The organism is Pontibacter anaerobius (assembly GCF_026241195.1).
GTDB classification, from domain to species: Bacteria; Bacteroidota; Bacteroidia; order Cytophagales; family Hymenobacteraceae; genus Pontibacter; species Pontibacter anaerobius.
This window is the reverse complement of record NZ_JAPFQO010000015.1, coordinates 24,442-49,006: the sequence shown is the minus strand read 5'-3', so window position 1 is coordinate 49,006 and position 24,565 is coordinate 24,442. Positions and strand designations below refer to the sequence as shown.

The window sequence follows — 24,565 nt, the reverse complement described above, 5'->3', positions numbered from 1 at the left end:
TACAAAAAGTAAAAAGCCGGCGCTGTGGCAGCGTCGGCTTTTTTAACGTTTGGCTAAAGTTGATATAGGTTATTTTCTGATCATGATCTTGCGGGTGTATACCTGGTCGCCGTGCTGCAGGCGCACGATGTAGAGGCCGTTGGCATGCTTGCTCAGGTCAACCATACCTTTATACTGGCCGTTAATCTGCCGCACCGAGGCTGTGTACAGCTGCTTGCCCAGTAGGTCTACCACCGTTAATGACAAGTTTTCGGGCGAGGAGGTTTCCACGGTATAGCTGAACTTGCCGTCCGCGCTTGGGTTCGGGAACACCATCAGCTCCGGCGCAACATCGCGCTCCGCACTCTCCAGCTCATACCGGTACGCCAACGACATGTCTGACACGCAACCATCCTTAAAGGTAATTACACTGTATTGGCCATTCAAAGTCGGGGTAAAGCGTTGCCCTGTTGCGCCTTCCAAGGGCTGGCCATCGAGGTACCATTGGTTACCTTCCGGTAAGCTCGAAATAAGCTCTTTGCCCTCACGCGTTACCTTTGGCTGGTCCAGCGGGGTACCCTCCTTTAGCGTTACAGCCACACGTGGGCTCGGGCAGCCGAGGGCGCGCACTTTTAGATCGTAGAAGTAATAGTAGTAGCCCGCCCACTCGGAACTGGCGGTGTTGCCGCTAATGGTAAACACATTCTCTACACCAAACGGATAGCCTTGCACGCCCTTGTTGTTTCGGTAAATGGTGGCGCTATCCTCATAAGAAATGGCGATATTATAAGTACCTGCCTGTGGCAACTCCAGGCCTAGGTAGTAAAGCTGGCCCAGGTCGTTCGGGTCGTTGGGCTGTACGAGTTCTTTTGTTGCCGGGGTGCTGCGGGTAGCCGTTACCCTGAGCTCACGCGCAGATACAGGAGAACCGTTCATATCAAATACAGTGAAAGTGATTTTGCCGCTGTGCCCAATGTATAAACGAGCCTGCTCCAGCACCACCGGTGCCTTGGTGGTTACCTGTACATCAGGCGTAAACTGGTTATAGCCACCGTCAGAGAAATAGTTCTTATCTGCAGGGCCAACCGTGGCTGAGAATTCATTGAAGGCGGCAAAGAGTGTGTTGCCGGCTGCAGCAGCCTGTACCTGCGCCTGGTTACCCGCCGCTATGGGCGTGGTGCTGGTGGGGGAGGTATACCAATACGGCGTGCCGCCACCCTCCGCCGACAAAGTATAAATAGGGCTGCTACCGCAACGGAAAGCTGAGGCATCGGCAGGAACAGCCGCATCTCCGGCCACTGTAAAAGTATAGCCGCGCTGGTTGTTGCTCTCCACCGCATCCGAGGTTAATTCCGACTTCGCCAACAGTTCATACGTGGCGCCTGCCTCTGTGGCAAAAGAGCCATCCAGGAGCAGTTCCGCCTGTGCAAAAGCAGCCAGTTTTTTATTGAAGGTGCCAGTCAGTGTGGTGAGTTCCTGGCCGTTCTTCAGCACTTTTATACTTACCGGAATATTCTGCTGCTCTGCGGTGCCATTGTTGCGAATGTTTAGCACCACGCTTTGTGAGGTTGAGGCACAGAGCGAACCGGCACCCACAGGTTGTACGGAGGCTATACTTACATCGCGCTGCGGCTTTACAAACTGAATGAGGTAATCCTGCGTTTCGCCTCGGCTGTAGCTGCTGCAGGCATTTACGGCGCTGGCGTCGTTTGTCTCCTGCACCACCACGCGCATACGTACTTTATTGTCAGTTATCAACGTGCCCGGGGCTTTAATATCGGCTGTAAAGGTGCCGTCGCCGCTGATAACGCCAGAGGTGGCGGCTAGTTCGTTGGCCTCGGCAAAGCTGCCGTTGCCGTTCCAGTCGATGTATACTTTGGCTACCTTGGCGGCTGCCGTGCCACAACTGCCAAGCTCCAGCTTCAGCTGTTTCGTCTGGCTTGGCTCCATAGGGAATACCGTAGAGGTCAGGTCGCGGTATGTGGTGCAATCACCTTGCTGGTTTATACTTTGTGATCCCAAAGTAAGCCTGCTGATGCGCGCTCCCTGGTTTGATGTGGCGCTGCTGGCGCAGGCTGCTGTGCCACCCATACCGCTCACCAGCAGCGCATACGCCTGCGGCCCTTCTTTTAAAGTGCCTTTGTGCCTGATGGTGATGGTATACTTTTTACCCGGCACGGCATCAGCAATCAGGATCTGCTCCACATTGTCCAACACGTTGTCGCCCGGTACGGCTGCGGCCTCCGGGGTGGCCGGGTTCAGGGTCCAGGGCTGGTAATTCTTGCCGTTGCCGGACACGCGGATGTCGAGGTCGTTTACCAGTTTAGGGGTACGGTTATTTAAGGCACTGGAGCCTAATGCGGTTATTGTGCCTTTGGGGTCGGTCCAGGAGATGGTGATCTTGAGCGGCCCCTTGCCCGAGGCGGTTACCTCCAGCGTTTGCGTTTCGCCCTGGTTCAGGGATCGCTCCTCCAGCAGGTGCGTGCCGCTGGTGTTGCTGATCATACTTGCGGCGAGCTCTGCGTTTAACAGGCCCCAGCCAAAGCGGTAATCCGGCCCTTCTGATTCCCCGGCTTCATCCGCAGTATGGATGGCGAGGCCTTTTAGCGTGGCGGCACGCATAAATTTCCCGAAGTTCACTTTGGCGTAGTGTTCCTGCAGCAGCAGCAGTGTGCCGGATACGTTAGGCGCGGCCATGGAAGTGCCGCTCTGTGTCTGATAGCTCCTGTCGTTGGTGGAGTAAGTGGAAAGCACCCGTACGCCGTTGCCGACAATGTCCGGCTTAATGCGGCCGTCATCAGTAGGCCCCCAGGAGCTAAAATTGGCCATTTCTACATCCTGCGGTAGGTTGTACCCATCCGTGATGGCACCCACAGCCCCAACGGTTAGTATATTTTTAGCGGTGCCGGAGGTGGAGATCACATCGTAGGTATCGTTGCTGCTTATACTTGCCGGGCGGGATTTCACGAGCTCGAAGGTGCCGTTGGTGTTGCGCTGAAAGTATGGCTCACCCACCTTCGGGCCGGTTTCGCCGTGGTTATTGCCTGCCGATTTTACGATGAGGTAATAGGGTGCGTTAAAAGCGATCTCATCCCAAGTGGCGGCTTCGTTGTTATAGTATCCAAAAGTGAAGTCCTCCTCTTTGCTCACGTTGGTATTGCCCCACCATTCCCAGTAAGGGTCCTCGGCGGTGCCTTTGCGGTCGGAGTTGAAGCGCCAGCCAGCCAGGCTTCCATAGGAATGGTTGGAGATGAGCAGGTCTTTGGCGGCCTCAGCCATCTCGGCATTATCTCCGTTAAAATCATAGGCCAGCAACGATTTATAGCCGAAGGCCATGCCTTTCGCCAGCGGGTTTACGCCACTGGCCACCATGGTGCCGGCCACGTGTGTGGCGTGTTCACTTTCTTTGGTGGGGTTATCTTTCTGGGTAACGCGGCCTGTAAGTTCCTGGTGCGAGGCGCGCACACGGCCACCGTCCCAGATGGCAAGTTTGTTGGCTAAGTTGCTGCTGCTGCCATTCAGGTCCAGGCCCAGCGAGCCTCCGGTCCACAGTTGGTCGGTTCGGGTGGTGGCGGCCGCATTAGAGTTGTTATAGGTGATGTAGTAAACGGGCATACCTGTCGCATCCAGCCCCTGCAGCGAGATGACGGTGCCGTCTTTATACTGTTTCTCAATCACCCAGCCATACTTTTCGGCCAGCGCGAGCGCCTTTGCTCGGTTGGCCTGGTAATCCTTTTCGGCGGCAGTGGCAATGCGTTGCAGTGCCTGCGTGTTGGTGCGGTCAGGGGTAAGGCCACGCTGGGCAACTGCCGTGGTGCCTGTAGCCAAGCCCAACGCAACAAGCCAAAGGCTCAGTCTTCTCATATAAATATAGCAGGGTAAAAATGTTCCATTCTAAAGATACTATAAAATCGTTATAAAGGCAAAGTAGTTCCCGTGTTAGGGGTGGTTAAAGAGGGGGTAGGTACACTTCTTTTTAATTGATGATTTGGATAAGCTATACTTGTTAGTTAGTGTTCATCCCGCTGCTCCGGACATCCCTGTCCGGAACCTTTCTGCTGCGGATTTCCAAGTCCGCGTACTTATACTTGCTTAGCCGCTGCTTTCTGCAACCTGAGCCAAGCTATCCATACTAGCCACGGTTCATCCTCAGTCTTACAAACCTATCGTTTCATTTTTGGCTTTGGTTCCCTCTAGCCCGGGAGGGCTCGTCTTCCCGCATCGCGCTGGGAGCTTTTCCTTTGCTCCTGCGTCGCAATGCCCTTACGGGCACCGGAAAAACTCCAAAGGCGCTCAACGGAAAGACTGGGATCAGTTTTCGATAGCCATTGCTATACCACTTGAACCGGACTCCCTCTCCTGTTTTGGGGGTAGGGGCCCTCGAGAAAAGGAGAGGGTTGGGGAGAGGTGAAATTCCCCTCCTTAGCCGCTGCACTCGCCACTGTCCTCTTGAGGGTCTATAGGAGTGGTTGGATAATCGTCCGCTGAATTCCCCTCCTCGGAGGGGTTAGGGGTGGGTTAATCGTTCTCGGGAAAGTCCTCCTTTGAAGGGGGTAGGGGGATGACAAGCGCCTGCGAAAAACTCTATTACTATTTTTCAGGATAGAGGTCATATTAGAATAAAAAAAAAGCGCACCAGCCGGGCCGGTGCGCTTTTTAAAGTATAGCTTTTATACGATACTATCGCTTCTGATATTGTGCAAACTCCTTGGCGAAGTAAGACAGGATGATGTCGGCGCCGGCGCGTTTTATACTTAGCAGGCTTTCCAGCATAGCTTTCTCACCGTCTATCCAGCCTCTTTCGGCGGCGGCTTTCACCATGGCATACTCCCCGCTCACGTTGTAGGCCGCAATAGGCAGGTGCGAATTCTCGCGCAGCGACTTGATGATGTCCAGGTAGGCCAGGGCGGGTTTCACCATCAGGTAGTCTGCGCCTTCGGCAATGTCCAGCTCGGCCTCCAGCAGGGCCTCGCGGCTGTTGGCCGGGTTCATCTGGTAGGTTTTCTTGTCGCCCATTTTAGGGGCTGAGCTTAATGCATCGCGGAACGGGCCGTAGAAGGCGCTGGCATACTTGGCGGTGTAGCTCATGATGCCCACCTTCTGGTAGCCATGCTCATCCAGCACGTGGCGGAGGTGTGCTACGCGGCCATCCATCATGTCTGATGGGGCCACTACGTCGGCTCCGGCCTGCGCCTGTGCCACGGCCATTTTGCCCAGTACCTCCAGCGTCTCGTCGTTCAGTATCTCGCCGTTCTCCACAATACCATCGTGTCCGTCGGAGCTGTAAGGATCCATGGCTACGTCTGAGAAAATCACCACATCCGGGAAGTTCTTCTTTATCTCTCGGATGGACCTGGCGTAAAGACCGTCCGGATTGTGGCTCTCGGTGGCATACTTGTCTTTGAGCTGGTCCGGTATACTTGGGAAGGGGGCGAAGGCTTTGATGCCTAGCTCTACGCAAGAGGCGATCTCCTCCTGCAGCGTATCAATGGAGAAGCGGTTGATGCCTGGCATCGAGGCTACCTCTACGCGCTGGTTCTGACCCTCAATCACAAAAAGCGGAAGTATAAAATCGTTTACCCCCAGCGTTGTTTCCTGCACCAGGTTGCGTATGGCTTCGGTCTGGCGGTTGCGTCTTGGTCTTCTGATCATATCTATAAAGTTTTACAGAAAAACGTTCGGTTTTAAGTTAGGGCAAAGGTACGGCTTAAATGGCAGAAAAGCTGTTTGTTTATAGTGGCCGTGCCGGTGTCTGTCGGGCAGACAAAAGAAAGAGACGCAATGTATTGCGTCTCTACAAGTATAAAAATCAGCTAAATCCCCTTCATTATTGATCATCCTCATCCGGCAGAATCTCCACATCCTGCACCAGCACGAAGTTCTCGATCTCACGGGCTCTGGGGGTGTTGGCCAGGCCGCCTTCGGCCGTCTCTTTATACTTGCGCTCCATGCTTTCGCCCACCTCGCCGAGGGCAGCCACGCACTGGTCCACGGGTATAACGGGATCTACGCCGGCAATGGCCAGCTGCGACGAAGAGAAGGCGATGGCAGCGGCACTGGCGTTGCGCACAATGCAGGGCACCTCCACCAAGCCGGCCACTGGGTCGCACACCAGGCCCAGCATGCATTGGATGGTGATGGCCACGGCATTAAACACCTGCGCCACATCGCCGCCAAGGCAGTACACAATGGCACCTGCGGCCATGGCAGCGGCGCTTCCTGTTTCGGCCTGGCAACCGCCCACGGCACCGGCCAGCGAGGCGTTCTGCTCAATGATCAGGGCGATGCCGGCGGCTACCAGCAGTCCCTCGTGTATCTTTCTGTCCTCCAGGCCGTGCAGCTCCTGCAGCGTAGTTAGCGTGCCCGGAAGTATACCCGAGGCACCGGCCGTAGGGGCGGCCACCACGCGGCCCATGCAGGAGTTCACCTCCTTGGCGCCCAACGCACGCGACACCAGCAGCTGGAACTCCGGCGAGAGCACTGTAACCGGCGACTTGGCCACTTTCTTGGCGCTGTTGTTCACCATGCCCGAGCGTGAGCGCATGTCCTCGGTCAGGCCGGTCTGCACGGCGTCTTTCATCACCTCGTAGGCCTTGGCGATGTTCTCCCAGATAAACTCCTCGGAGCGGCCTTTCTGCTCAATTTCGTACTCCAGCACGGGCTGGTACAGTGGTTCGCCGGTTTCAGCGCAGTGCTTTTGCCAGCTTTTAAAGTCTGTGAATAGTAATGACATCGTTTTAATTCCTTCTCTAGTGTTGTGTTGCGGCAGGCTGCCATGTGGCCAGCCGTACTACAAGTATACGTATTGCAAAGATAACAAAAGTGCCCGCAGGAAATGTTCTCCTGTGGGTAACTATCCCGAAGCCTAACCCCAACAGGTGTAGCCCGTTCAAAAAAGAAAAAAACTGAAGTATGGCAGGCCTATCCCCTGAAATAAAAGACAAGCTGCTAATGGCCCTGGAAAGCGCAGAGCACAGCATTTCGATGGCTAAGTTTAAGGTAAAAGACAAGCTACACCTGCTGGAGCCTATCAACATAATGCCCTACTATGGCTTTGGCAACGAAAACTATGTGTATGTAAAGGGCCGGGTGCTGGAAGATGAAAAGGTAAGGAAGCCGCGAGAAAGCGACGACGTGCTGGTCCATCTTAAGGACACTTACAAACGGTATGAGTCGGACGAGATACCGGGGATGAAAGTGAAGGCGAGTTTTGCGGGGCAGGAGGTGGAGGTGGAAACGGATGAAGAGGGATTCTTTAATGTGGAGTTCTGGCCCGACACTGCCATTGATTACAGTACAACTGATAACAAGGTAAAGCTGCAACTGCTGAGCCACAAAACAGACAAGGATCGGCTGGAGGCAGAGGCTTACGTGTATGCGCCGGGCAAAAACGTGGAGTTCGGCATCATCTCCGACATAGATGACACCGTGCTGATATCTAACATCAAAAGTTTTCTGGGGCGGCTAAAGCTGATGCTGACTAAGAACGCGACCGAGCGCAGCCCGTTTCCGGGAGTAGCCGGCTTTTTCAGGGCCTTGTGCAAGGGCAGCGACGGCAAGGGGAAGAACCCACTCTTCTACGTGTCGGGTAGCGAGTGGAACCTGTATGACCTGCTGATCAGCTTCTTCCGCTCACACGACATTCCGGAAGGCCCGCTGCTGCTCCGCGACAAAGGCACCCGCCTGGACCGCGGCGACTTGGAAACCAGCGAAGAGGAGTATAAGCTTGAAAAAATACGCCATATCCTGGATACCTTTCCCTACCTCAAATTCATCTGCATCGGCGACAGTGGCCAGCATGACCCTGAGGTTTACCAGAGGGTGGTGCAGGAGTACCCTGGCCGGGTTCTGGGTATCTATGTCCGCGATGTATCTCCAGGTGAGCGCGACAAAGAGGTTAGAAGTATAGCCCGGCAGGTAAAAGCGCAGGGTGTGGAGATGGAACTGGTGGAGGAAACCCTCTCGGCTGCCAGGCATGCCGTTAAAATGGGCTGGATAAACGAGGTGCAGCTGGAGGACGTAAGGCAGGCGTGTGAGGCCGACGAGCAGAAAGGCAGCTGACAAACCGCACAAACTATACTTTATACTTATACTATGGAGAAGGACAAGAAGCGAGTAGCTATGCGTGTGCACGGCAAGGTGCAAGGCGTATTCTTTAGAGCCAGCACCCAGGAGAAAGCCGAAGAACTGGGCCTCACCGGCTTTGTGCAGAACGAACCCGGTGGCACGGTATACTTAGAGGCCGAAGGAAGCCCCGAAGCTCTGAAGCAACTGGAGCAGTGGGCTTACGATGGCCCCCGCCACGCCAAGGTGGAGAAGGTGGAGGTAGAGGAGAAGGATAGCCTGGAGGGATTTGATGGCTTTGAGCAGCGGCGGTAGGGGTACCAAAAGTGTTGGAAGATGTATAATTATACATTAACTTTATCCTATATAAGTTACCCCTTATCCTCAAACTATGAGTACAAGAATCCTCCATTGCTCGACTTCTGTTGAAAATTATAATATGTGCATTGGGCACAATGTAGCAGGCTTTTCAAACCGGGCACCTCAGCAGGGTGATTTGATTTATCTTGTCGTAAAGGTGGGGAAGAAGACTTTATGCGGCGCACGCTTTAAGCTCAATGAAATAACCAAGCACAAGCCTTGGCCTGATGGAGAGAGATACGTGCATACTTTAGGTATAAAGGAAGTAGAGTTCTGTCAGCCTTTTGACTTGTCAGTGTTGTCAGAACCAGGCGGGAAACACTGGAGCATAAAGTATGTGCAAGCATCCAAGCCTATTACAGATAAAGCTGCTTGTGATCTATTAGATCACAAATTCAGGGTTAATAAGGTTGACCATTTCGTACCTTTTGAAGTTGCTTCACCTGTACCTGTTGATTTTGTAGAACCAACTACAACTACCACTGATGAAATAATAGATGAAGCACCGCTTACACGAGACTCAATAAGAATTCAGGCAAAGCTTGCGGAAATCGGAGACCGCATGGGGTACAGTATTTGGATTCCTAGGAACGATAGAAGCAGAGTCTTGGAGGCGTGGCAACCAATTAAGAAATCTGTACTAAACGACCTGCCACTTAACTATGATCTTGACACCATAAAAACTATTGAGAATATTGATGTGCTTTGGATAAATGGACGAACAATTGTCCGGGCCTTCGAGATAGAACACACAACATCGATTTACTCAGGCATACTAAGGATGGCCGATTTAATGGCACTGCAGCCTAATCTCAATATAAAAGCACATATAGTTGCTCCTTCAGAAAGAAAGTCAAAAGTAATGCAGGAGCTTTCCAGGCCAGTTTTCAGACATATACTGGCTAACACATGTACTTTTATTTCTTATTCTTCCATCGAAGAATTGGCAAGTGAGAAGAGACTCGAGTATATGACGGACGCTGTACTAAAAGTATATTCGGAGTCAGCGAAAGATTATATATCAACCTAACCTTTCGCCATTGTTGGTGTTCTCACCAACAATCTAAACTTCTGTAGCCGTACCGCTTGCTGGTGAAAACACGCAGCAAGGGCGGCGGCAAAAATCTTGCTTCAGTACTTCAACGGTATACTTTTCCCATGCTCCGCACCCTCCTACAGCAAATCCCATACTTTACCCCGGAAGACGTAGCCGCGCTGGAGGCACGGTGGCAGAAGCGGGTGCAGCTGAGTCGGTACGATTTCCTGATCCGGCAGGGGCAGGTGGAGCAGGGTTTATACTTTGTCTCCGGCGGTGCGCTGCGCATTTACTACCCGCTCCCCGACGAGGAAATCTGTGTGGGCTTTGGCTACCCTGACACCTTGCTCGTTTCCTTCCCCTCTTTCGTAAACGGCGCACCATCAAGCTACTACATACAGGCCCTGCGTAAGAGCGAGTTGCTTGGCATCAGTAAGTATGATTTTGTACAGCTGATGGAGGAGCGGCCCAACATCAGGCGCTTCTGGTACGAGCAGTTGGAGAAAGCGCTGGTGGGTAAAATTGAGCGCGAGGTAGACCTGCTGCTGCCTGAGCCGGAGCAGCGGCTGCAGCGGGTAAGGCAGCGCAGCCCGCACCTGTTCCAGCACATCCCTAAAAAGTATATCGCCTCCTACCTGCGCATGTCGCCCGAAACGCTGAGCCGCCTGAAGTAAGTTACAGGCTGTTGTAGTAGGCTACCAGCTTGGCTATGTCGCTGTCGTTGCGCAGGTTCAGAGAGTTGGTTTTGATGAAGCTTTGTAAGTCGTCAGGTTTTCCCGGCATGGCAGCGAGTAGCGAGCTTTTGCTTTTCTTCACCTTCACCAGTTTACTGCCAGTGGCAATGTAGTAATCCTCACTCTCCTGCACCTCCCGCTCAATGGTGGCCGAGTTATAGCTTTTGCGGTCGAAAATCTTTTTGGAGGTTTTTTTAAGCAGCGCGGTTTTGCCATCGGCTAACACCTCTAAAAATGCCTCCGGCAATACATCTTCGCCGCTATAACCATTTCGGAAGGTTTTGCTGGTGTTTGCGTTGTTGTGGATATAGTTGATGCTGAACTCCTTCACCGGCTCTATCAGTTCTTTTACCTGTCCGTTCTTGGCCTTAAAAATGATCACATCCTGCACCTGGTCATACATCATGTTAATGCCCTGGTAGGTAGTGCCATTGTTCAGCACGATCGTACCTTCGGCAAAGTCGGGGTGCAGGTAAGGCGAGCCTGCCATCGAAATGGTGTTGTACTCATGCACGGGGCGGGCCTCCATGTCTGTGGTTGAGGTGTATTGTGCCGCAGCATCTGCATAAAACAGGCCATAGGCCAAAAACGATAATATAAGTGCTTTCACTGATTTAGCCATGGGAGTTGTTTATATGTCTTGAGGTGTGGAAGATGCAAAAAAATCTTAATATATACTATACTTCGTTAAATCTTGATTTCCGTCAAGGATTTGGACGTATAACCTGCTGTATCTTTGTGCTGTACATCCTAAAACTATGATCGCCATGACCACACCGGAACAACTCTCGCAAATTATTAAACACCTGGCCGAAACCGTTGCGCAGGAATTCTCCTCGCTGAGTCTGGTTGACCTCAATTATAAGCCATCTCCCGATAGCTGGAGCATGCTGGAATGCCTGGAGCACCTGAACCGCTACAGCCGGTATTACAACCCGGCTCTGGCCAAAGCCATAGCACACAACACCTGCGAAAACTGCGTGCCAAGTATAACCTACAGTTGGCTGGGCAGAAAGTCGCTGGACATGGTGCGGCCGCAGAACATGAAGAAGCACAAAACGGTGAAGCACATGAACCCCAACAACAGCCAGTTGGGCCGTGCCACCATAGAGGAGTTTCTGCAGCACCAGCAGGAGTTGGCACACCTACTGTATGATGCTAAAAAAGCCAACCTAAATAAGAAAGCGGTACCGGTGGAATTCTTCAAGCTGCTGAAACTTAGGATAGGGGAGGCGCTGGAGTTTGTGACTGTGCACCAGGAACGCCATGTGCAGCAGGCGCTTCGGGTAAAGCAGTTGCTAGCGAAGCAAGCGGCTGCCTAAGGTTAGGCTGGTTTAACGATACTTTATACTTAGACTATACTTTCTAGCTGCTGCCAATGCGGTTGACTATGGTGTTTAGTTTGCAGCTAAACTGGGCCGGAGGCCCAGCTATACCCGGTCACGAGCGAGGACGCTCGCGCTATTAAATAGCCACTGCTAACGGAGCTTCAACAGAACTCCCCTCCTTAAACAAGGAGGGGCAGGGGTGGTTGGATAATTTCCCTCCTCGGAGGAGGCAGAGGGATGACAATCGTGCAGGAATTCTATACTTACAACCTTACCTCAACCTCCTGCTTTTCGCCTGTTGTGATATTCACGGTAAATAGCTGGTGACTGTTTGTGCTGGTAACCCAAAGCTGGCCGTTCAGGAACATGACATCATTGGGCTCGCTTAAACCGCTGACGAGGGTGCGAACGCGGTTACGCTGCAGGTCCAGCACTTTGATTTTGCCGTTGTAGGTGTCAGCTATGTAAATATCGTTGTCAATGCATTCCAACCCCACGCAGTGCTGCAGGAGCGCATCGTCAGTGTCACCGTCCACATCGCCGAAATCGAACAGGCCTCTGCCTAGCGGGGTAAGCACCATACCTGTTTCTATGTTGATGGTGCGGATGGCGCTGGCCTCGGCATCGGCTACATAAAGCACGGGGCCACTGCGGGAAAGCCCGCTGGGCTGGTTAAAGGCGGCTTCACGCAAAGGCCCGTCGGTCAGAGCTTCGCGGCCGCTACCGGCAAAGCGGTATACCTTCTCCGTCTCCAGGTCCATGCGCAGGAGCTGGTGGTTGCCGGCGTTGGCGATAAACATGCTTTTGCCATAAATGAGTAGGTCCCAGGGGCTGTTAGGGCTTACGGGCTCATCTAGCTTATCGTCCAGGAAATAGTACCCCAGCTCACCCGTACCCGCAGCCGTGCTCACCTGCTTTGCTTCCAGGTCTACCTTCCGGATGGCGTTGTTTTTGGCATCAGCTACATAGAGTATGCTGCCGTGCAGGGCCAGCCCGTGCGGCTCGTAGAAAGTGGCCTCACTATAGCTGCCGTTTCTAAAACCCTGCTCACCGCTTCCGATTATTTCCAGCACATCGCCTTGTTGGTTGAGCTTCAGGATGCGGTTGTGGCCACTGTCGGATAGAAAAATGGACCCTTCGGTATCACTTGTCAGCTTAGATGGGAAGTATAAATTCTTGGGTTTGGCTGGCGTATGCTCCACGTGGAAACGGATCGGCTCTGGGTTGAGTACCTCCTTATACTCTTCTTTTAACCTCTGGATATAAGGGCGCACAGTGTCGTAAACGGCCTCCCCGGCATGCTGCCCGATCACCTTGCCGTTAGGGTCTATCAGCACGGTGGTGGGCCAAGCACGCACCCCATACTGGTTCCAGATCTTGTAGTCGGCATCGTTTACCACCGGATGCTCAATCCCGAACTTGTGGATGGCCTGCAGGATAGTTTCATTCTGCTTCTCGGCGTCGAATTTGGCGGAGTGTATTCCTATCACCACCAGCACATCGGCAAACTCATCCTCCAACCGCTTCAGGTCGGGCACGATGTGCTGGCAGTTAATGCAGCCGAAGGTCCAGAAATCCAGGAGCACGATCTTGCCCGCAAAATCCTTGATGGACCAGCTTCTGTCGGTGTTGAGCCAGCCGTGCTCGGTGTTTATCTCTGGTGCGTTTACGCGTCCGGTTAGCATAGGGTAAAGTATAGGTTAAGCATGTGCGGTGTTCTATTTGTTACAGGTTTGGATGGTGTTTTGTTTTTTCTTTTAGTGGTACCGGGTGCAACCACCCCTGCCCCTCCTGGGGGTGCAGGGGCCCCCTTTAGAGGCTAAGGAGGGGTGTTTCACCTCTCCCCAACCCTCTCCTTTTCTCGAGGGCCCCTACCCCCAGAACAGGAGAGGGAGCCCGGCTCAAGCTCCGTCAGCGGTGACTATCGAAAACTGTTCCCAGTCTTTCCGTTGAGCGCCTTTGGAGTTTTTCCGGTGCCCGTGAGGGCATTGCGACGCAGGAGCAAAGGAAAAGCTCCCAGCGCGATGCGGGAAGACGAGGCCTCCCGGCCTGGAGGGCGCCAAGTATAAAATGAAACAATAGGTTGTAAGACTGAGGATCAGCTGCAACTAGCAAGGATAGCTTGTGTCAAGCTACAGAAAGCAACGGCTAACAAGTATAGCCAAAGTATAAGTATGGCTAGAGTTGCGTTACAAACTCAACACCATAATAGGACACAAGTCTTGAGACTTGCGCCATAAGGGGGCTTAACAACACCAAAGTATAAATCCATCACCGCATACCTTCACCATAGCAACCTCAATACCCATAACTCGCATAATTATCGTAAATTTGCCTAAACAGCTGCAATACAATGGCAGAAAACTATACATCAGACTTCGGAACCATCCTGCTTTTCCTGGTGGGCGGGGCTATTTTTGTGGTGATTGGCTTGTTTACGGCCAACCTGATCCGCCCCAAAAACCCGAACCCCGAGAAGCTGGCAACCTACGAGTCGGGGGAGGAGCCGATCGGGAACGCCTGGGTGCAGTTTAACCCGCGCTTTTACGTGGTGGCGCTGATCTTCATCATTTTCGATGTGGAGCTGGCGTTCCTGTTTCCGTGGGCTACGGTGTTTGGCCGCCGCGAGCTGATAGAGGCCACCGATGGCGTGTGGGGATGGTTTTCGTTGATCGAGATGTTCATCTTTATCGGGATTTTGGTGCTGGGGCTGGCCTATGCCTGGGCCAAAGGCCACCTCGACTGGATTAAGCCGAAGCCCATACTTCCGGAGGGCCGCTCCAAAATACCGATGGACGTGTACCAGCGCGTGAACGAGCGAACGTATGAACCAAAGAAGCCACAGCAGCAAGAGGAAGCATAACCGATGAATTTACCACAGGATAAGACTGGAGAAGGCGGTGTAGTGATCACCAAACTGGACGATTTGCTGAATTGGGCGCGGCTTACCTCGCTGTTCCCGATGGGCTTTGGTCTGGCGTGCTGCGCCATCGAAATGATGGGTGCCTACGCCTCGGGCTACGACCTGGACCGCTTCGGCATCATTCCGAGAGCCTCGCCGCGCCAGTCGGATGTGATGATTGTGGCCGGCACGGTTACCTTTAAGATGGCTGACCGCGTGCGCCGCCTCTACGAGCAGATGCCGGAGCCGCGCTACGTGATCTCGATGGGAAGCTGCTCGAACTGCGGCGGACCGTACTGGGAGCACGGCTACCATGTGGTGAAGGGAGTGGACAGGATCATTCCGGTGGATGTGTACGTGCCGGGCTGCCCACCAAGGCCGGAGGCGCTGATCGGTGGCTTCCTGAAGCTGCAGGAGATCATCCGAAAGGAAACCATACGCGCCCCGCGGGCCGTGCAGCAGATCATGGCCAAACGCGCGCAGCAGGAGCAGCCAGCATCAGGTGCCGACCAACAGGCCGTGTCTTGATTCACCTACATCATTTAATTTATACTTATGACCTTCGCGGAGCTACAGCAGTTTATAGCCGACAGATTTGGCGCAGAAGTTATACTTGAGGCCAAGGCCGATGCCCTGCAGCCCTACCTGGTGCTTCAGCCGGAGCGCCTGCCGGAGGTATGCCTGGAGCTCCACGACAACGAGCAGACTTATTTCGATTACCTCTCCTGCCTGACGGGCATGGACAACGGCCCCGCGGCTGGCACCATGGAGGTGATTTATACTTTATACTCTATCCCGTACGACCATCACCTGACGCTGAAGGTACAGCTGCGGCGCAACAACACGCTGGAAGAGGTTATCCCGCAAGTGCCCACCGTCAGCCACATCTGGCGCACCGCCGACTGGCACGAGCGTGAGGTGTTCGATCTATACGGTATCTACTTTAAAGACCACCCCGACATGCGCCGCATCCTCTGCGCCGCCGACTGGGAGGGCCACCCGCTCCGCAAGGATTACCAGTTGCAGGAGTACTACCATGGTATCAAAGTACCTTTCGACCAGCACAACGAACTGAATGGCTTTAAGGGCGAGCCGCAACTGATCATTAAAAAGGAGAATGAGCAGTTCCCGGATATGCGGGAGAAGCCGGAGTAGGATTGGTTATACTTGCAAAGCTGCTGTTAAATCTAAGCTAAATGCTTACGCTACCGCTGGCGCAAGTCTTCAGACTTGTGTCCTATTATGATGTTGAGTTTGTAACTCAACTGGCTCGGAGAGCCATACCTGTTGCATTGCTATACTTTATACCTGTCCATTTATACTTTAGCCGCCGCTTCCTTCAACTGGACACAAGCTATCCTTACTAGTTGCAGCTGATCCGCAGTCTTACAACCTATTGTTTCATTTTATACTTGGCGCCCTCCAGGCCGGGAGGCCTCGTCTTCCCGCATCGCGCTGGGACCTTTTCCTTTGCTCCTACGTCGCAATGCCTTCGGCACCGGAAAAACTCCAAAGGCGCTCAACGGGAAGACTGGGATCAGTTTTCGATAGCTTCCGCTAACAGAGCTTAAACCGAACTCCCCTCCTTAGCCAAGGAGGGGCAGGGGTGGTTGGGCATGGTACTACTGGAACTCCCTCTCCTGTTCTTAGGAGAGGGCTGGGGTTAAAACAAAGAAGCCGCCGGTTATACTTCCGGCGGCTTCTTTGTTATACTTTATACTTACTGCACATTCTTAAAAAACGTGGGCGAGTTGCCGTAGAGCGGCGTACGGCCGTCCCACTTCTCAATAAACTGCTGCTGGATGAGCAGCGGAGTAAGGGTGCGCTGGCGGAGTTCGTTGGCGCGGGCCTCGGCTTCGGCTTCCACGATCTTCTTGCGTGCCTGGGCCTCGGCTACTTTCAGTTCGTTCTCTACCTGCAGGGCCTGCTGCACGGCGCGGTTCTTTAGGTTCACGGCGCGCACAATCTCGTCGGGGTACTGCAGGCCGCTGGTCATCTGCTCCAGCTCAAAACCCTCTTTTCGCAAGGCGTTATCCAAAGCGATCTGTACCTTGTCTTCGAAGCTTTGGCGGTTCGAGATGATGCTGTCGGTGCTGTACTTGTTAAACTGGATGCGGAAAGCGTCACGGGTATAGTTGAACAGTGTGGTCTTGGTAATCAGCTCGATATCCTTGCGGTACTTGCTGAAGATACGTGGGCTCTCTCCCGGACTCACCCTGAAGGAAATCGTCGGGTCTACGGTAAAAACGGAGCCGTCTTTGGCGTTCACGGTAAAGGCAGGGTAGTCCACCGTCTGCACGAAAGTCGGGAACTGGAACACCTCCTCGGTAAACGGGTTGTACCACACGCGGCCTGTTACCAGGTTCACGTCCTGCACGCCCTTGTCGGTGCCGTAGAGTTTTACAAGTATCCCTTCATGTCCCGCATCAATACGGGTACAGGATTTCATGGCGGTGATGGAGAACACAAGTATAAGGATGAAGCTGAGGCTCCAGGTTAAAAGCTGACGGGCGTTGTTCATGGGTTAGGCTTTAAGTCTGTTGATGGAATAGCGGATAACGAAGAAGTTGGCGATGATGAGCACCACCAGCAGGCCGAGGCCAATGGCCACTTTCAGGTCGGAGGGCTGGCGCACCATGGACGCGATCTCGGTAAAGGTAAGGATGTCGATCAGCAGCAGCAGGCCGAGCAGGAGGATGTATCCGAATTTCATGGGAAGTATGTTATAAGGGCAATATATCGAAAACCTTTTGTTCTTTCAACTCCTGGAAGCCGATAGCCTTATAGAAAGTATGGGAATCTTCCCTTTTGGTGTTGCAGCGCACCCTTACTTTACTTACTCCTTTTTGTTTTGCCCAACTGCGCACCTGCTCCACCATCCTGCGGCCAGCGCCTGTTCTCCTATGGTTATCATCCACCACCAGTCCACCAATCTCCACAAACGCCCCGGACTCCAGCCGCACCGTGTAAAATGCATGCACCCAACCGATAAGCCTGTCGTCCAGCACAGCGCCAAGAACATAGTTATCCTTACCCTCCAGGATTTCCTGCAGCCATACGTTGGTTTCTACCACCGATGCCTTGTAACCGAGTTGAGAGGAGAGGCTGGTGATGGCTTCGGCGTGTGCGAGGGTGAGGGTGCGGAGGTGCATGGTTTTGAGAGATGCTTTTTTGCTGGCCTTTCGCTAGCGCGAGCTTCTAGCTCGTGCTGTTGTTTCTGGTTGGAAGCACGAGCTAGCGGGGCGACCCTTGTCCTTATTATTCTATTCCCTTAACTATATTTCTAAGATGAGTAAGATTACTTGGATCATCAAGCCTATGTATCATACTATGACAGTTGCTACAAAGCACAGCAAAATCAGTTTGAATGTTAATCTTATACTGTCCAATACCTAAATTAGAGATTGGGGTTAAATGATGTGCTTCTATGAATTTACGGCCGAGATCTCCATACTTCGTTGTGAAGTCAAACTCGCATGCTTCACATACATAACCTTTATATTCTTTTACTTTTTTTGATAATCTAGAATTGCGTTCTATTCTAAAATGAAGTCGATATTGTTTCTTTTCTGTAGCTGTTAATCCTTTGTTTTCGTCAACATGTGTATCATTAAAATTAAGTTCCTCATAGAGGTGAAGAAAGTGCAGGATATCAGCAATTAGTTCGGTTTCATTAGGTAAGTTGTCAGCAGGGTAATACCGTGCTATTATGTTGCCCGCTTCATAAAGTCTGGCGTTCGAATTTATCGAGCTGAGATTTATTTCAAGTAAGTCATTAGTATCAAGATCGATCTTTGCTCGATAGTCTTCTGCTCTAAGTTTTAGTACGTTTCTTGCCTCACTTTTATAGTAGTCTTTTACCTCAGTTACACCCTGGTTTAATGATAAATATACGCCTGACATATCGGCCTTAAATAGAAACACGGGATAATATCCTGATTGTGCAGTATCAGTAACTAGAGTGTCAAAAATTGCAATCCAAGGGCAATCAGTCCAATTGCCTTTACCGGGAGAGCCTACAACCTTGTATCTAGTTTGGTCGGATAAAATTCGGTTTATAAGTTCTGGAAATTCATGCCTCATTTGGTCGGCTAATGGGTTGCCCGCAAAAGCTTGACGCTTTTGTGTAAGATAGTTTTCAATTGGCTCTCTTAGTAATCTTTCCATGATATTTCAACTAACTGTGTGGTCTTGTTTCTGCATTCTACATACATTCAATGTGAAACGAATGTTTGAATAAAAATATACTATATATTCGTTATTTTATATAATTTTAAATTACATTATTAAATTGTACCCCCCAACAAACCCCAACATAAATCCCCGTTTTTTCCGACCTTTGCAGAAGAAGCAACGCTCTAACTTTCTAACATTTTAACTTTCTAACTCGCCCGTGTCCACGATCTACAAAAACTACCTGCTGCAGTCGGAACCGAACAAGTTCAGCCAGGATGCGCTGAAGTCCGGCGAGATGATCGTGAACATGGGACCGCAGCACCCGAGCACGCACGGCGTACTGCGCCTGGAGGTGGTCACCGACGGAGAGATCATTCAGGAGGTGGTGCCGCACATCGGTTACCTGCACCGTTGCTTCGAGAAGCATGCCGAAAGTATGGCCTATAACCAGACGCTGCCTTATGTGGACCGCATGGACTACCTGGCCGCCATGAACTCGGAGCATGTGTGGTGCATGGGTGTGGAGAAGTTGCTGGGCATTACCGACCAGATCCCGAAGCGGGTGGAGTACATCCGGGTGCTGGTAACGGAGCTCAACCGCATCGCCTCGCACTTTGTGGCCATCGGCACCTACGCCATCGACATCGGGGCTTTTACGCCTTTCCTGTGGCTGCTGCGCGATAGGGAGCACATTCAGCGCCTGCTGGAGTGGGTTTCGGGGGCGCGGATGCTGTACAACTATATCTGGGTGGGCGGTTTATACTATGATCTGCCTATCGGGTTTGAGGAGCGCTGCCGCGAGTTTATCGAGTACCTGCAGCCTAAGCTCGACGAGCTGGACACCATACTACTGACAAACAAAATCTTTATAGACCGCACGGCCAACGTGGGTGTGCTGCCGCTGGATGTGGCGATTAACTACAGCTGCTCCGGCCCGATGCTGCGCGGTTCTGGTTTAAAGTATGATTTGCGCCGCGTGGACGGTTACAGCGTGTACCCAGAGCTGGATTTTGAGGTGCCGATAGGGCAGGGGCTTGCCGGTACCACCGGCGACTGCTGGGACCGCAACTACGTGCGCGCCCTGGAGTGCCGCGAGTCTGTCAAGATCATCCGCCAGTGCCTCGACCAGCTGACCGGCAACCACAAACGCACCCCGGACTTCGACCCGCAGGCCGCCTGCCCCAAGAAAATACGCATGACCGGCAGCCAGGAGTTATACTTTAGAGGCGAGACACCGCGCGGCGAACTGGGCTACTTCTTCCGCACCACCGACAAGAGCGACGTGCCGTTCCGCGCCAAAGGCCGTGCCCCCAGCTTCGTGAACCTCTCGGTACTACCCGAAATCAGCCGCGGCTGTATGGTGGCGGATTTGATCGCCATCGTCGGTTCTGTGGATATTGTGTTGGGGGAAGTGGATAGGTAAGTGTAAAGTATACTTGCTGGCTCACGCAAGTGTGCGCTTATGTGCTACTGCTTCCTGCAACTGGAAACAAGCTATTCTTTTCTACTACTGCTATTCCGCAGTCTTACAAGCCTGATGTTGCATCTCTGGCCTTGGCTCCCTCCAGGCCGGGAAGCCTCGTCTTTGGGCATCGCGCTGGGAGCTTTTCTTTGCTCGCTATCGCTTTGCAATCCCGCTCTCGCGGGACCTAAAAACTCCAAAGGCGCTCAACCCAAAGACTGGGATTGGTTTCGATAGCCACCGCTGACGGAGCTGGAACTGGGCTCCCTCTCCTGTTTTTAGGAGAGGGCTGGGGAGAGGTGAAACTCCCCTCCTTGGATAAGGAGGGGCAGGGGTGGTTGGATAATCGGCTGCTGAATCCCCCTCCTCGGAGGTGTTAGGGGTGGGTTAATCGTTTACAGAATTTTCCTGATGCCTCCGGTCTCAGTGAAGTCGGAGACTTCACACCATTGGTAGGACACGAGTCTGGAGACTCGCGCCAGAAGAAATATATAGCTGTAGAGACAGGTCGCGAGCGTAGCTCTGAGGGCAGGGGGATGAAACAGCGTGTTGCAGAGAAATCCTGTCCATCCACTAATCCTGAAAATCCTGATCCAGACAAACAAAAAAGCCTGCTTCATCAGCAGGCTTTTTTGTTTTTATCCGCGTTGCTCTTTCCAGAGCTGGTTAAACGATTTTTTAGGTACGTGCAGTGGTTCGCGGCGCTTGCTCCAGGTGTCTTTCAGCACGCGCTTCAGCACGAAGTTCTTGATGCCGGAAGGTGCCAGGTTTAGCAGCGTGCGGCTCTTCATGGCCCTGAGCCAAAGCTTCATGGCAGTGGTTTCCTGTCCGTCCGCCAGGCCTTGGTCCACGCTCTGTTTGCGGTTTAGCAGCAGCAGGTTATGGATGTTGATCTTGACCGGGCAAACCGAGGTACAGGCGCCGCAGAGGGAACTGGCGAAGCTCAGGTGCTTGTGCTCGGCCATGCCGTTGTAGTGCGGCGAGATTACCGAGCCGATCGGGCCGCTGTAGGTGGTCTCGTATGTATGGCCGCCGATGTTTTTGTATACCGGGCACACGTTCAGGCAAGCGCCGCAGCGGATGCAGTTCAGGGCCTCGCGCTTCTCGGGCAGGGCCAGCAGGTCGGTACGGCCGTTATCCAGCAGGATCACATACATTTCCTCCGGTCCGTCCTTCTCTTTTGGCTGGCGCGGGCCGGTAAAAATGGTGTTGTACACAGTTACGTTCTGTCCGGTGCCGCTGGTGCTCAGCAGGGGCCAGAAAAGGTCCAGGTCCATGATGGAGGGGATCATCTTCTCGATGCCCACTATGGCGATATGCGTTTTCGGGAAGCTTGTAGAGAGACGGGCATTGCCCTCGTTCTCTGTTACGGCTACGCCGCCCACATCAGCGATCAGGAAATTGCCACCGGTTATGCCTACCTCGGCAGAGGTATACTTCTCGCGAAGCAGCTTGCGGGCCACGCCTACCAGTTCCTCAGCATTATCGGTTGGTTGTATGCCCAGCTTGCGCACAAACAGATCCCGGATGTCGTTTTTAGACATGTGCATGGCCGGCGTTACGATGTGGTAAGGGCGCTGCTCCGCCAGCTGCACAATGTACTCGCCCAGGTCGGTCTCCACGGTCTCGATGCCGTTCTTCTCCAGGTACTCGTTCAGGTGCACCTCCTCCGTGGTCATGGATTTGGACTTTACCACCGAGCGGGCGCGTTTGCGCTTCATGATCTCGCCAATCTCCTTTAAGGCCTCCTGTGCGTCGCGGGCCCAGATCACCTTACCGCCACGGGCGGTAAAGTTGGCCTCAAACTCCATCAGGTACTTGTCCAGGTTGTTGATGGTCTGGGTTTTTATGTAAGAGCCACGCTCGCGGGCCAGTTCATGGTCGGTGTATTGGGTGAGGCCACGCTGCACAGCGGCGTTATACTTGCCGATGTTGAATTTGATGGTAGCGCGGTGGCCTTGGTCGAATGCTTTTGTCTCCGCGTCCTGCAGAAACTGTCTCAGTTTACTCATACTGTTTCCCCCTTACGTTTTTCCGGGACAAAGGCTGCGCTTTAAGGCAGCCTAAAAAAGAAAAACACCCTTAAAGGTAGGGTGTTTTTCTTAATAGTTAAAAAGTTATAAAGTTTGGGAGATATAAAGGTGATGAATTAGAAGCACTTGTACGGTGAAGCGCTTTAACTGCCTTGCGGCAAATATCTCTCTAACTCCGAAACTCTATAACTCAAAAACTTATTTCTTATTGCTGTCTACCACAATGCGGTTCTCACGGTTGGCCAGCTCCCAAGCCACGTGGAACGCCAGTCGGGCTACCTTCTCGGCACTCTCGTAGATGATCTTATCAGGCTCATCACCTGGCTGGTGGTAATCGTCGTGCACGCCGTTGAAGTAGAACACGATCGGAATACCGTTCTTGGCGAAGTTGTAGTGGTCGGAGCGGTAGTAGAAGCGGTTCGGGTCGTTCTCGTCATTGTAAGTATAGTCGAGCTTCAGGTTCACGTACTTCTGGTTCATGTCCTCGTTTATCTGGTGCAGCTCCGAAGAAAGCTTGTCTGCCCCGATTACATAGATGTAGTTGCTGTCGTTGGTCTTCTCGTGGTCATAATCCATGCGGCCGATCATGTCGATGTTAACGTTGGCCACGGTGTTCTCCAGCGGGAAGATCGGGTTCTGGGAGTAGTACTCTGAGCCTAGCAGGCCTTTCTCCTCACCGGTTACCGTCATGAACAGTACGCTGCGGCGCGGGCCGTAGCCGGCTTTTTTGGCCTGGGCAAACGCTTCTGCCAACTCTATCACAGCCACTGTGCCGGAGCCGTCGTCGTTTGCGCCGTTATAGATCTTGTCACCTTCCAGCGACTCATCCACACCCACGTGATCATAGTGTGCAGTTACTACCACGATCTCCTCCTTCTTGTCAGTGCCCTCCACAAAGCCAAGTACGTTCTCGGTGGCCAGCGGCTCAGAGGTTCTGCTCATCAGGATCTTGATGTCTGAGGCAGGCTTGAAAGAAGCAGTTGCTGTGTTCTGCTGCATTTTCTCCGGGGTAGTACCCAGTATGGCTGCGCCCACAGTTGGCGTGGCGAAAATAGTGGCAGGGCGGCTGCTACCGTTGTTAGCCTGCGAGATGCTTGGCTGCTTAATGCGGTGCGAGAAGCGCTCCGCCATGGCGCGGTACTCCTCGGCACCCAGTACATACACTACGCCCTTGGCACTCGCTTTTTCGGCAGCGGCCGAGAAGCCGCGCATTTTTGTCTGCATTTCGGCAGCCGTAAGCATGGTTGCCACCAACTTGCCTTTAGCCGCCTGCTCGGTAACCTGGCCCGCATCCGCCATATACACAGCCTCTACGGCCTGCTCTGTGGTAAATGGGGAGCCTCCGAACGGGAAGAAATCCTGCATCATCAGGTATTTCTCTTTGCCAATGGAGATGTGGCCTTCGCCCCAGGTGCTCTTCTGCAGGTCAAAGGTCTGGTAGTATGGGTTGGCGCTGTTAGCTGTTACGGGGCCGGTCAGGCCATCCTCACGAAACTCGCGGGCAATATACTCTGCGGCCATTTTCTGGCCCTTCTCACCTGTGTTACGTCCTTCATACTCGTCGGAGGCGATAATGTGCAGGTGCTTGGAGAGGTCTGCTGCCGTGATGGTCTCGGCATACTTTGGGGCAGCCTCGCTAAGCTTGGCTACATCGGTAGTGGGTTTACTGGCGCTTGGGCCTTTGGCGCAGCCGTAGCCTACGGCGGCTAGCAAAAGGGCGGCGTAGAGATTGTGTCTCCTCATGGTTTAGGTTAGGTGTGTTAAAGTTTAGTTCAGTTTAGACGGATACAGGTACGGCAGGTTTAATTTAACTGTTCGGGTTGCGCTGCCGCTGCGCCTATTCCTTCACGATCAGAACGGTGGCAAAGGCGGCCACGCCCTCTTTCTTGCCCACAAATCCGAGATGCTCGGTGGTGGTGGCCTTAATGGAGATATCCTCCTCCGGAATGCCCATTACTTCGGCCAGGCAGGTTTTCATGGCCGGGATGTGCGGATTTACCTTCGGCTCCTGCAGGCAGATGGTGGAGTCGATGTTGCCGACCTCATAGCCTTCGCGGCTCAGCAGGTGCATCACCTCCTTCAGCAGTATCTTAGAGTCGATGCCTTTATACTTGGGGTCTTTGTCGGAGAAGTGGTAACCGATGTCGCGCATGTTGGCGGCGCCCAGCAGGGCATCGCAGATCACGTGAATCAGCACATCGGCATCTGAATGGCCCAAGGCACCGTGCGTGTACGGTATTTTGATGCCGCCGAGCCAGAAGTCGAGCCCTTCCTGCAGTTGGTGCACATCGTAGCCGAAGCCGGTTCTTATTTTCAGTTTCATAGTAGTATATCGGGAGTATAAATAAGTATAAAGCCAAAGTATAAACTGGCTAAAAAGGTAAATCTAAACCAAAAATACGATTTTGCGCCATGTTCAGGCCATTTTTTGGAAGGCGGCGGTGTAGGAGAGAGGTTGGGACGCAAAAAAAGAGCCTGCTATACTTTAGCA

General features: G+C 52.9%; 21 protein-coding genes. 9 read left to right on the top strand and 12 right to left on the bottom strand.

The window, feature by feature from the left end; translation table 11 throughout:
- Positions 1-69 precede the first annotated feature (69 nt).
- The 3 genes from OO017_RS19025 to sdaAA all read right to left on the bottom strand — a co-directional run bounded on the left by OO017_RS19025 (position 70) and on the right by sdaAA (position 6,712).
- Positions 70-3,843 (bottom strand): S8 family serine peptidase, encoded by a 3,774-nt coding sequence (locus OO017_RS19025; RefSeq protein WP_266054292.1) that lies wholly within the window; start codon positions 3,841-3,843, stop codon positions 70-72.
- 816 nt (positions 3,844-4,659) lie between these two features.
- On the bottom strand, positions 4,660-5,631 hold the full coding sequence (hemB, locus tag OO017_RS19020) for a porphobilinogen synthase (protein ID WP_266054291.1): 972 nt from the start codon (positions 5,629-5,631) through the stop codon (positions 4,660-4,662).
- A 175-nt stretch (positions 5,632-5,806) separates the two neighbouring features.
- Positions 5,807-6,712 carry an L-serine ammonia-lyase, iron-sulfur-dependent, subunit alpha gene (sdaAA, locus tag OO017_RS19015; protein ID WP_266054290.1) on the bottom strand — a complete coding sequence of 302 codons (906 nt, stop codon included), beginning with the start codon at positions 6,710-6,712 and terminating at the stop codon, positions 5,807-5,809.
- Positions 6,713-6,891: 179 nt separating this feature from the next.
- Here sdaAA and OO017_RS19010 point away from each other — a divergent pair, with 179 nt between their 5' ends.
- The 4 genes from OO017_RS19010 (at position 6,892) to OO017_RS18995 (ending at position 10,113) form a co-directional block, all read left to right on the top strand.
- Positions 6,892-8,040 carry an App1 family protein phosphatidate phosphatase gene (locus OO017_RS19010; protein ID WP_266054289.1) on the top strand — a complete coding sequence of 383 codons (1,149 nt, stop codon included), beginning with the start codon at positions 6,892-6,894 and terminating at the stop codon, positions 8,038-8,040.
- Between the two features lie 33 nt (positions 8,041-8,073).
- A complete protein-coding gene (locus OO017_RS19005; RefSeq protein ID WP_266054288.1) occupies positions 8,074-8,358 on the top strand; it encodes an acylphosphatase in 285 nt (94 codons plus the stop codon).
- 76 nt (positions 8,359-8,434) lie between these two features.
- On the top strand, positions 8,435-9,433 hold the full coding sequence (locus OO017_RS19000) for a type II restriction enzyme NmeDI-related protein (RefSeq protein WP_266054287.1): 999 nt from the start codon (positions 8,435-8,437) through the stop codon (positions 9,431-9,433).
- Between the two features lie 128 nt (positions 9,434-9,561).
- A complete protein-coding gene (locus tag OO017_RS18995) occupies positions 9,562-10,113 on the top strand; it encodes a Crp/Fnr family transcriptional regulator (RefSeq protein WP_266054286.1) in 552 nt (183 codons plus the stop codon).
- Between the two features lies 1 nt (position 10,114).
- Here OO017_RS18995 and OO017_RS18990 read toward each other — a convergent pair whose 3' ends face one another.
- The gene (locus OO017_RS18990; RefSeq protein ID WP_266054285.1) at positions 10,115-10,795 is read right to left on the bottom strand and encodes a hypothetical protein; all 681 of its coding nucleotides are present in this window, start codon (positions 10,793-10,795) and stop codon (positions 10,115-10,117) included.
- A gap of 136 nt (positions 10,796-10,931) precedes the next feature.
- On the opposite strand from OO017_RS18990, the gene OO017_RS18985 reads away from it, so the two are divergent.
- Entirely contained in the window at positions 10,932-11,495 is a 564-nt protein-coding gene (locus OO017_RS18985) for a DinB family protein (protein ID WP_266054284.1), read from the top strand.
- 269 nt (positions 11,496-11,764) lie between these two features.
- Here OO017_RS18985 and OO017_RS18980 read toward each other — a convergent pair whose 3' ends face one another.
- On the bottom strand, positions 11,765-13,186 hold the full coding sequence (locus tag OO017_RS18980) for a thioredoxin-like domain-containing protein (RefSeq protein WP_266054283.1): 1,422 nt from the start codon (positions 13,184-13,186) through the stop codon (positions 11,765-11,767).
- A 668-nt stretch (positions 13,187-13,854) separates the two neighbouring features.
- Here OO017_RS18980 and OO017_RS18975 point away from each other — a divergent pair.
- From OO017_RS18975 to OO017_RS18965, 3 genes are read left to right on the top strand one after another with little or no spacing between them, the layout of a single operon-like run.
- The gene (locus OO017_RS18975) at positions 13,855-14,364 is read left to right on the top strand and encodes an NADH-quinone oxidoreductase subunit A (protein ID WP_266054282.1); all 510 of its coding nucleotides are present in this window, start codon (positions 13,855-13,857) and stop codon (positions 14,362-14,364) included.
- 3 nt (positions 14,365-14,367) lie between these two features.
- On the top strand, positions 14,368-14,931 hold the full coding sequence (gene nuoB, locus OO017_RS18970; protein WP_266054281.1) for an NADH-quinone oxidoreductase subunit NuoB: 564 nt from the start codon (positions 14,368-14,370) through the stop codon (positions 14,929-14,931).
- Positions 14,932-14,958: 27 nt separating this feature from the next.
- A complete protein-coding gene (locus tag OO017_RS18965) occupies positions 14,959-15,558 on the top strand; it encodes an NADH-quinone oxidoreductase subunit C (protein ID WP_369426445.1) in 600 nt (199 codons plus the stop codon).
- Between the two features lie 565 nt (positions 15,559-16,123).
- Here OO017_RS18965 and OO017_RS18960 read toward each other — a convergent pair.
- The 4 genes from OO017_RS18960 to OO017_RS18945 all read right to left on the bottom strand — a co-directional run bounded on the left by OO017_RS18960 (position 16,124) and on the right by OO017_RS18945 (position 18,570).
- Positions 16,124-16,924, bottom strand: a complete 801-nt coding sequence (locus OO017_RS18960; RefSeq protein WP_266054280.1) for an SPFH domain-containing protein — start codon at positions 16,922-16,924, stop codon at positions 16,124-16,126.
- 3 nt (positions 16,925-16,927) lie between these two features.
- Positions 16,928-17,116: a hypothetical protein gene (locus tag OO017_RS18955; RefSeq protein WP_266054279.1), complete on the bottom strand. Its 189-nt coding sequence runs from the start codon at positions 17,114-17,116 to the stop codon at positions 16,928-16,930.
- 10 nt (positions 17,117-17,126) lie between these two features.
- Complete coding sequence (locus OO017_RS18950) at positions 17,127-17,555, bottom strand: GNAT family N-acetyltransferase (RefSeq protein WP_266054278.1); 429 nt, start codon at positions 17,553-17,555, stop codon at positions 17,127-17,129.
- A gap of 106 nt (positions 17,556-17,661) precedes the next feature.
- Positions 17,662-18,570: an MrcB family domain-containing protein gene (locus OO017_RS18945; protein WP_266054277.1), complete on the bottom strand. Its 909-nt coding sequence runs from the start codon at positions 18,568-18,570 to the stop codon at positions 17,662-17,664.
- 226 nt (positions 18,571-18,796) lie between these two features.
- Here OO017_RS18945 and OO017_RS18940 point away from each other — a divergent pair, with 226 nt between their 5' ends.
- A complete protein-coding gene (locus OO017_RS18940) occupies positions 18,797-20,002 on the top strand; it encodes an NADH-quinone oxidoreductase subunit D (RefSeq protein ID WP_266054276.1) in 1,206 nt (401 codons plus the stop codon).
- A gap of 677 nt (positions 20,003-20,679) precedes the next feature.
- Here the strand turns inward: OO017_RS18940 and OO017_RS18935 are convergent.
- The 3 genes from OO017_RS18935 to ispF all read right to left on the bottom strand — a co-directional run bounded on the left by OO017_RS18935 (position 20,680) and on the right by ispF (position 24,397).
- Positions 20,680-22,053: a LutB/LldF family L-lactate oxidation iron-sulfur protein gene (locus tag OO017_RS18935; protein WP_266054275.1), complete on the bottom strand. Its 1,374-nt coding sequence runs from the start codon at positions 22,051-22,053 to the stop codon at positions 20,680-20,682.
- 219 nt (positions 22,054-22,272) lie between these two features.
- Entirely contained in the window at positions 22,273-23,817 is a 1,545-nt protein-coding gene (locus OO017_RS18930) for a M28 family peptidase (RefSeq protein WP_266054274.1), read from the bottom strand.
- Between the two features lie 94 nt (positions 23,818-23,911).
- Positions 23,912-24,397, bottom strand: a complete 486-nt coding sequence (ispF, locus tag OO017_RS18925) for a 2-C-methyl-D-erythritol 2,4-cyclodiphosphate synthase (protein WP_266054273.1) — start codon at positions 24,395-24,397, stop codon at positions 23,912-23,914.
- Positions 24,398-24,565 lie beyond the last annotated feature (168 nt).

Coding starts and splice junctions, on each gene's coding strand:
- OO017_RS18980 (WP_266054283.1), bottom strand. CDS start 13,186: ATGCTAACCGGACGCGTAAACGCACCAGAGATAAACACCGAGCACGGC.
- OO017_RS19000 (WP_266054287.1), top strand. CDS start 8,435: ATGAGTACAAGAATCCTCCATTGCTCGACTTCTGTTGAAAATTATAAT.
- OO017_RS18975 (WP_266054282.1), top strand. CDS start 13,855: ATGGCAGAAAACTATACATCAGACTTCGGAACCATCCTGCTTTTCCTG.
- sdaAA (WP_266054290.1), bottom strand. CDS start 6,712: ATGTCATTACTATTCACAGACTTTAAAAGCTGGCAAAAGCACTGCGCT.
- OO017_RS18995 (WP_266054286.1), top strand. CDS start 9,562: ATGCTCCGCACCCTCCTACAGCAAATCCCATACTTTACCCCGGAAGAC.
- OO017_RS18990 (WP_266054285.1), bottom strand. CDS start 10,795: ATGGCTAAATCAGTGAAAGCACTTATATTATCGTTTTTGGCCTATGGC.
- OO017_RS18955 (WP_266054279.1), bottom strand. CDS start 17,116: ATGAAATTCGGATACATCCTCCTGCTCGGCCTGCTGCTGCTGATCGAC.
- ispF (WP_266054273.1), bottom strand. CDS start 24,397: ATGAAACTGAAAATAAGAACCGGCTTCGGCTACGATGTGCACCAACTG.
- OO017_RS18950 (WP_266054278.1), bottom strand. CDS start 17,555: ATGCACCTCCGCACCCTCACCCTCGCACACGCCGAAGCCATCACCAGC.
- nuoB (WP_266054281.1), top strand. CDS start 14,368: ATGAATTTACCACAGGATAAGACTGGAGAAGGCGGTGTAGTGATCACC.
- OO017_RS19025 (WP_266054292.1), bottom strand. CDS start 3,843: ATGAGAAGACTGAGCCTTTGGCTTGTTGCGTTGGGCTTGGCTACAGGC.
- OO017_RS19005 (WP_266054288.1), top strand. CDS start 8,074: ATGGAGAAGGACAAGAAGCGAGTAGCTATGCGTGTGCACGGCAAGGTG.
- hemB (WP_266054291.1), bottom strand. CDS start 5,631: ATGATCAGAAGACCAAGACGCAACCGCCAGACCGAAGCCATACGCAAC.
- OO017_RS18930 (WP_266054274.1), bottom strand. CDS start 23,817: ATGAGGAGACACAATCTCTACGCCGCCCTTTTGCTAGCCGCCGTAGGC.
- OO017_RS18945 (WP_266054277.1), bottom strand. CDS start 18,570: ATGGAAAGATTACTAAGAGAGCCAATTGAAAACTATCTTACACAAAAG.
- OO017_RS18985 (WP_266054284.1), top strand. CDS start 10,932: ATGATCGCCATGACCACACCGGAACAACTCTCGCAAATTATTAAACAC.
- OO017_RS18965 (WP_369426445.1), top strand. CDS start 14,959: ATGACCTTCGCGGAGCTACAGCAGTTTATAGCCGACAGATTTGGCGCA.
- OO017_RS18960 (WP_266054280.1), bottom strand. CDS start 16,924: ATGAACAACGCCCGTCAGCTTTTAACCTGGAGCCTCAGCTTCATCCTT.
- OO017_RS18935 (WP_266054275.1), bottom strand. CDS start 22,053: ATGAGTAAACTGAGACAGTTTCTGCAGGACGCGGAGACAAAAGCATTC.
- OO017_RS19010 (WP_266054289.1), top strand. CDS start 6,892: ATGGCAGGCCTATCCCCTGAAATAAAAGACAAGCTGCTAATGGCCCTG.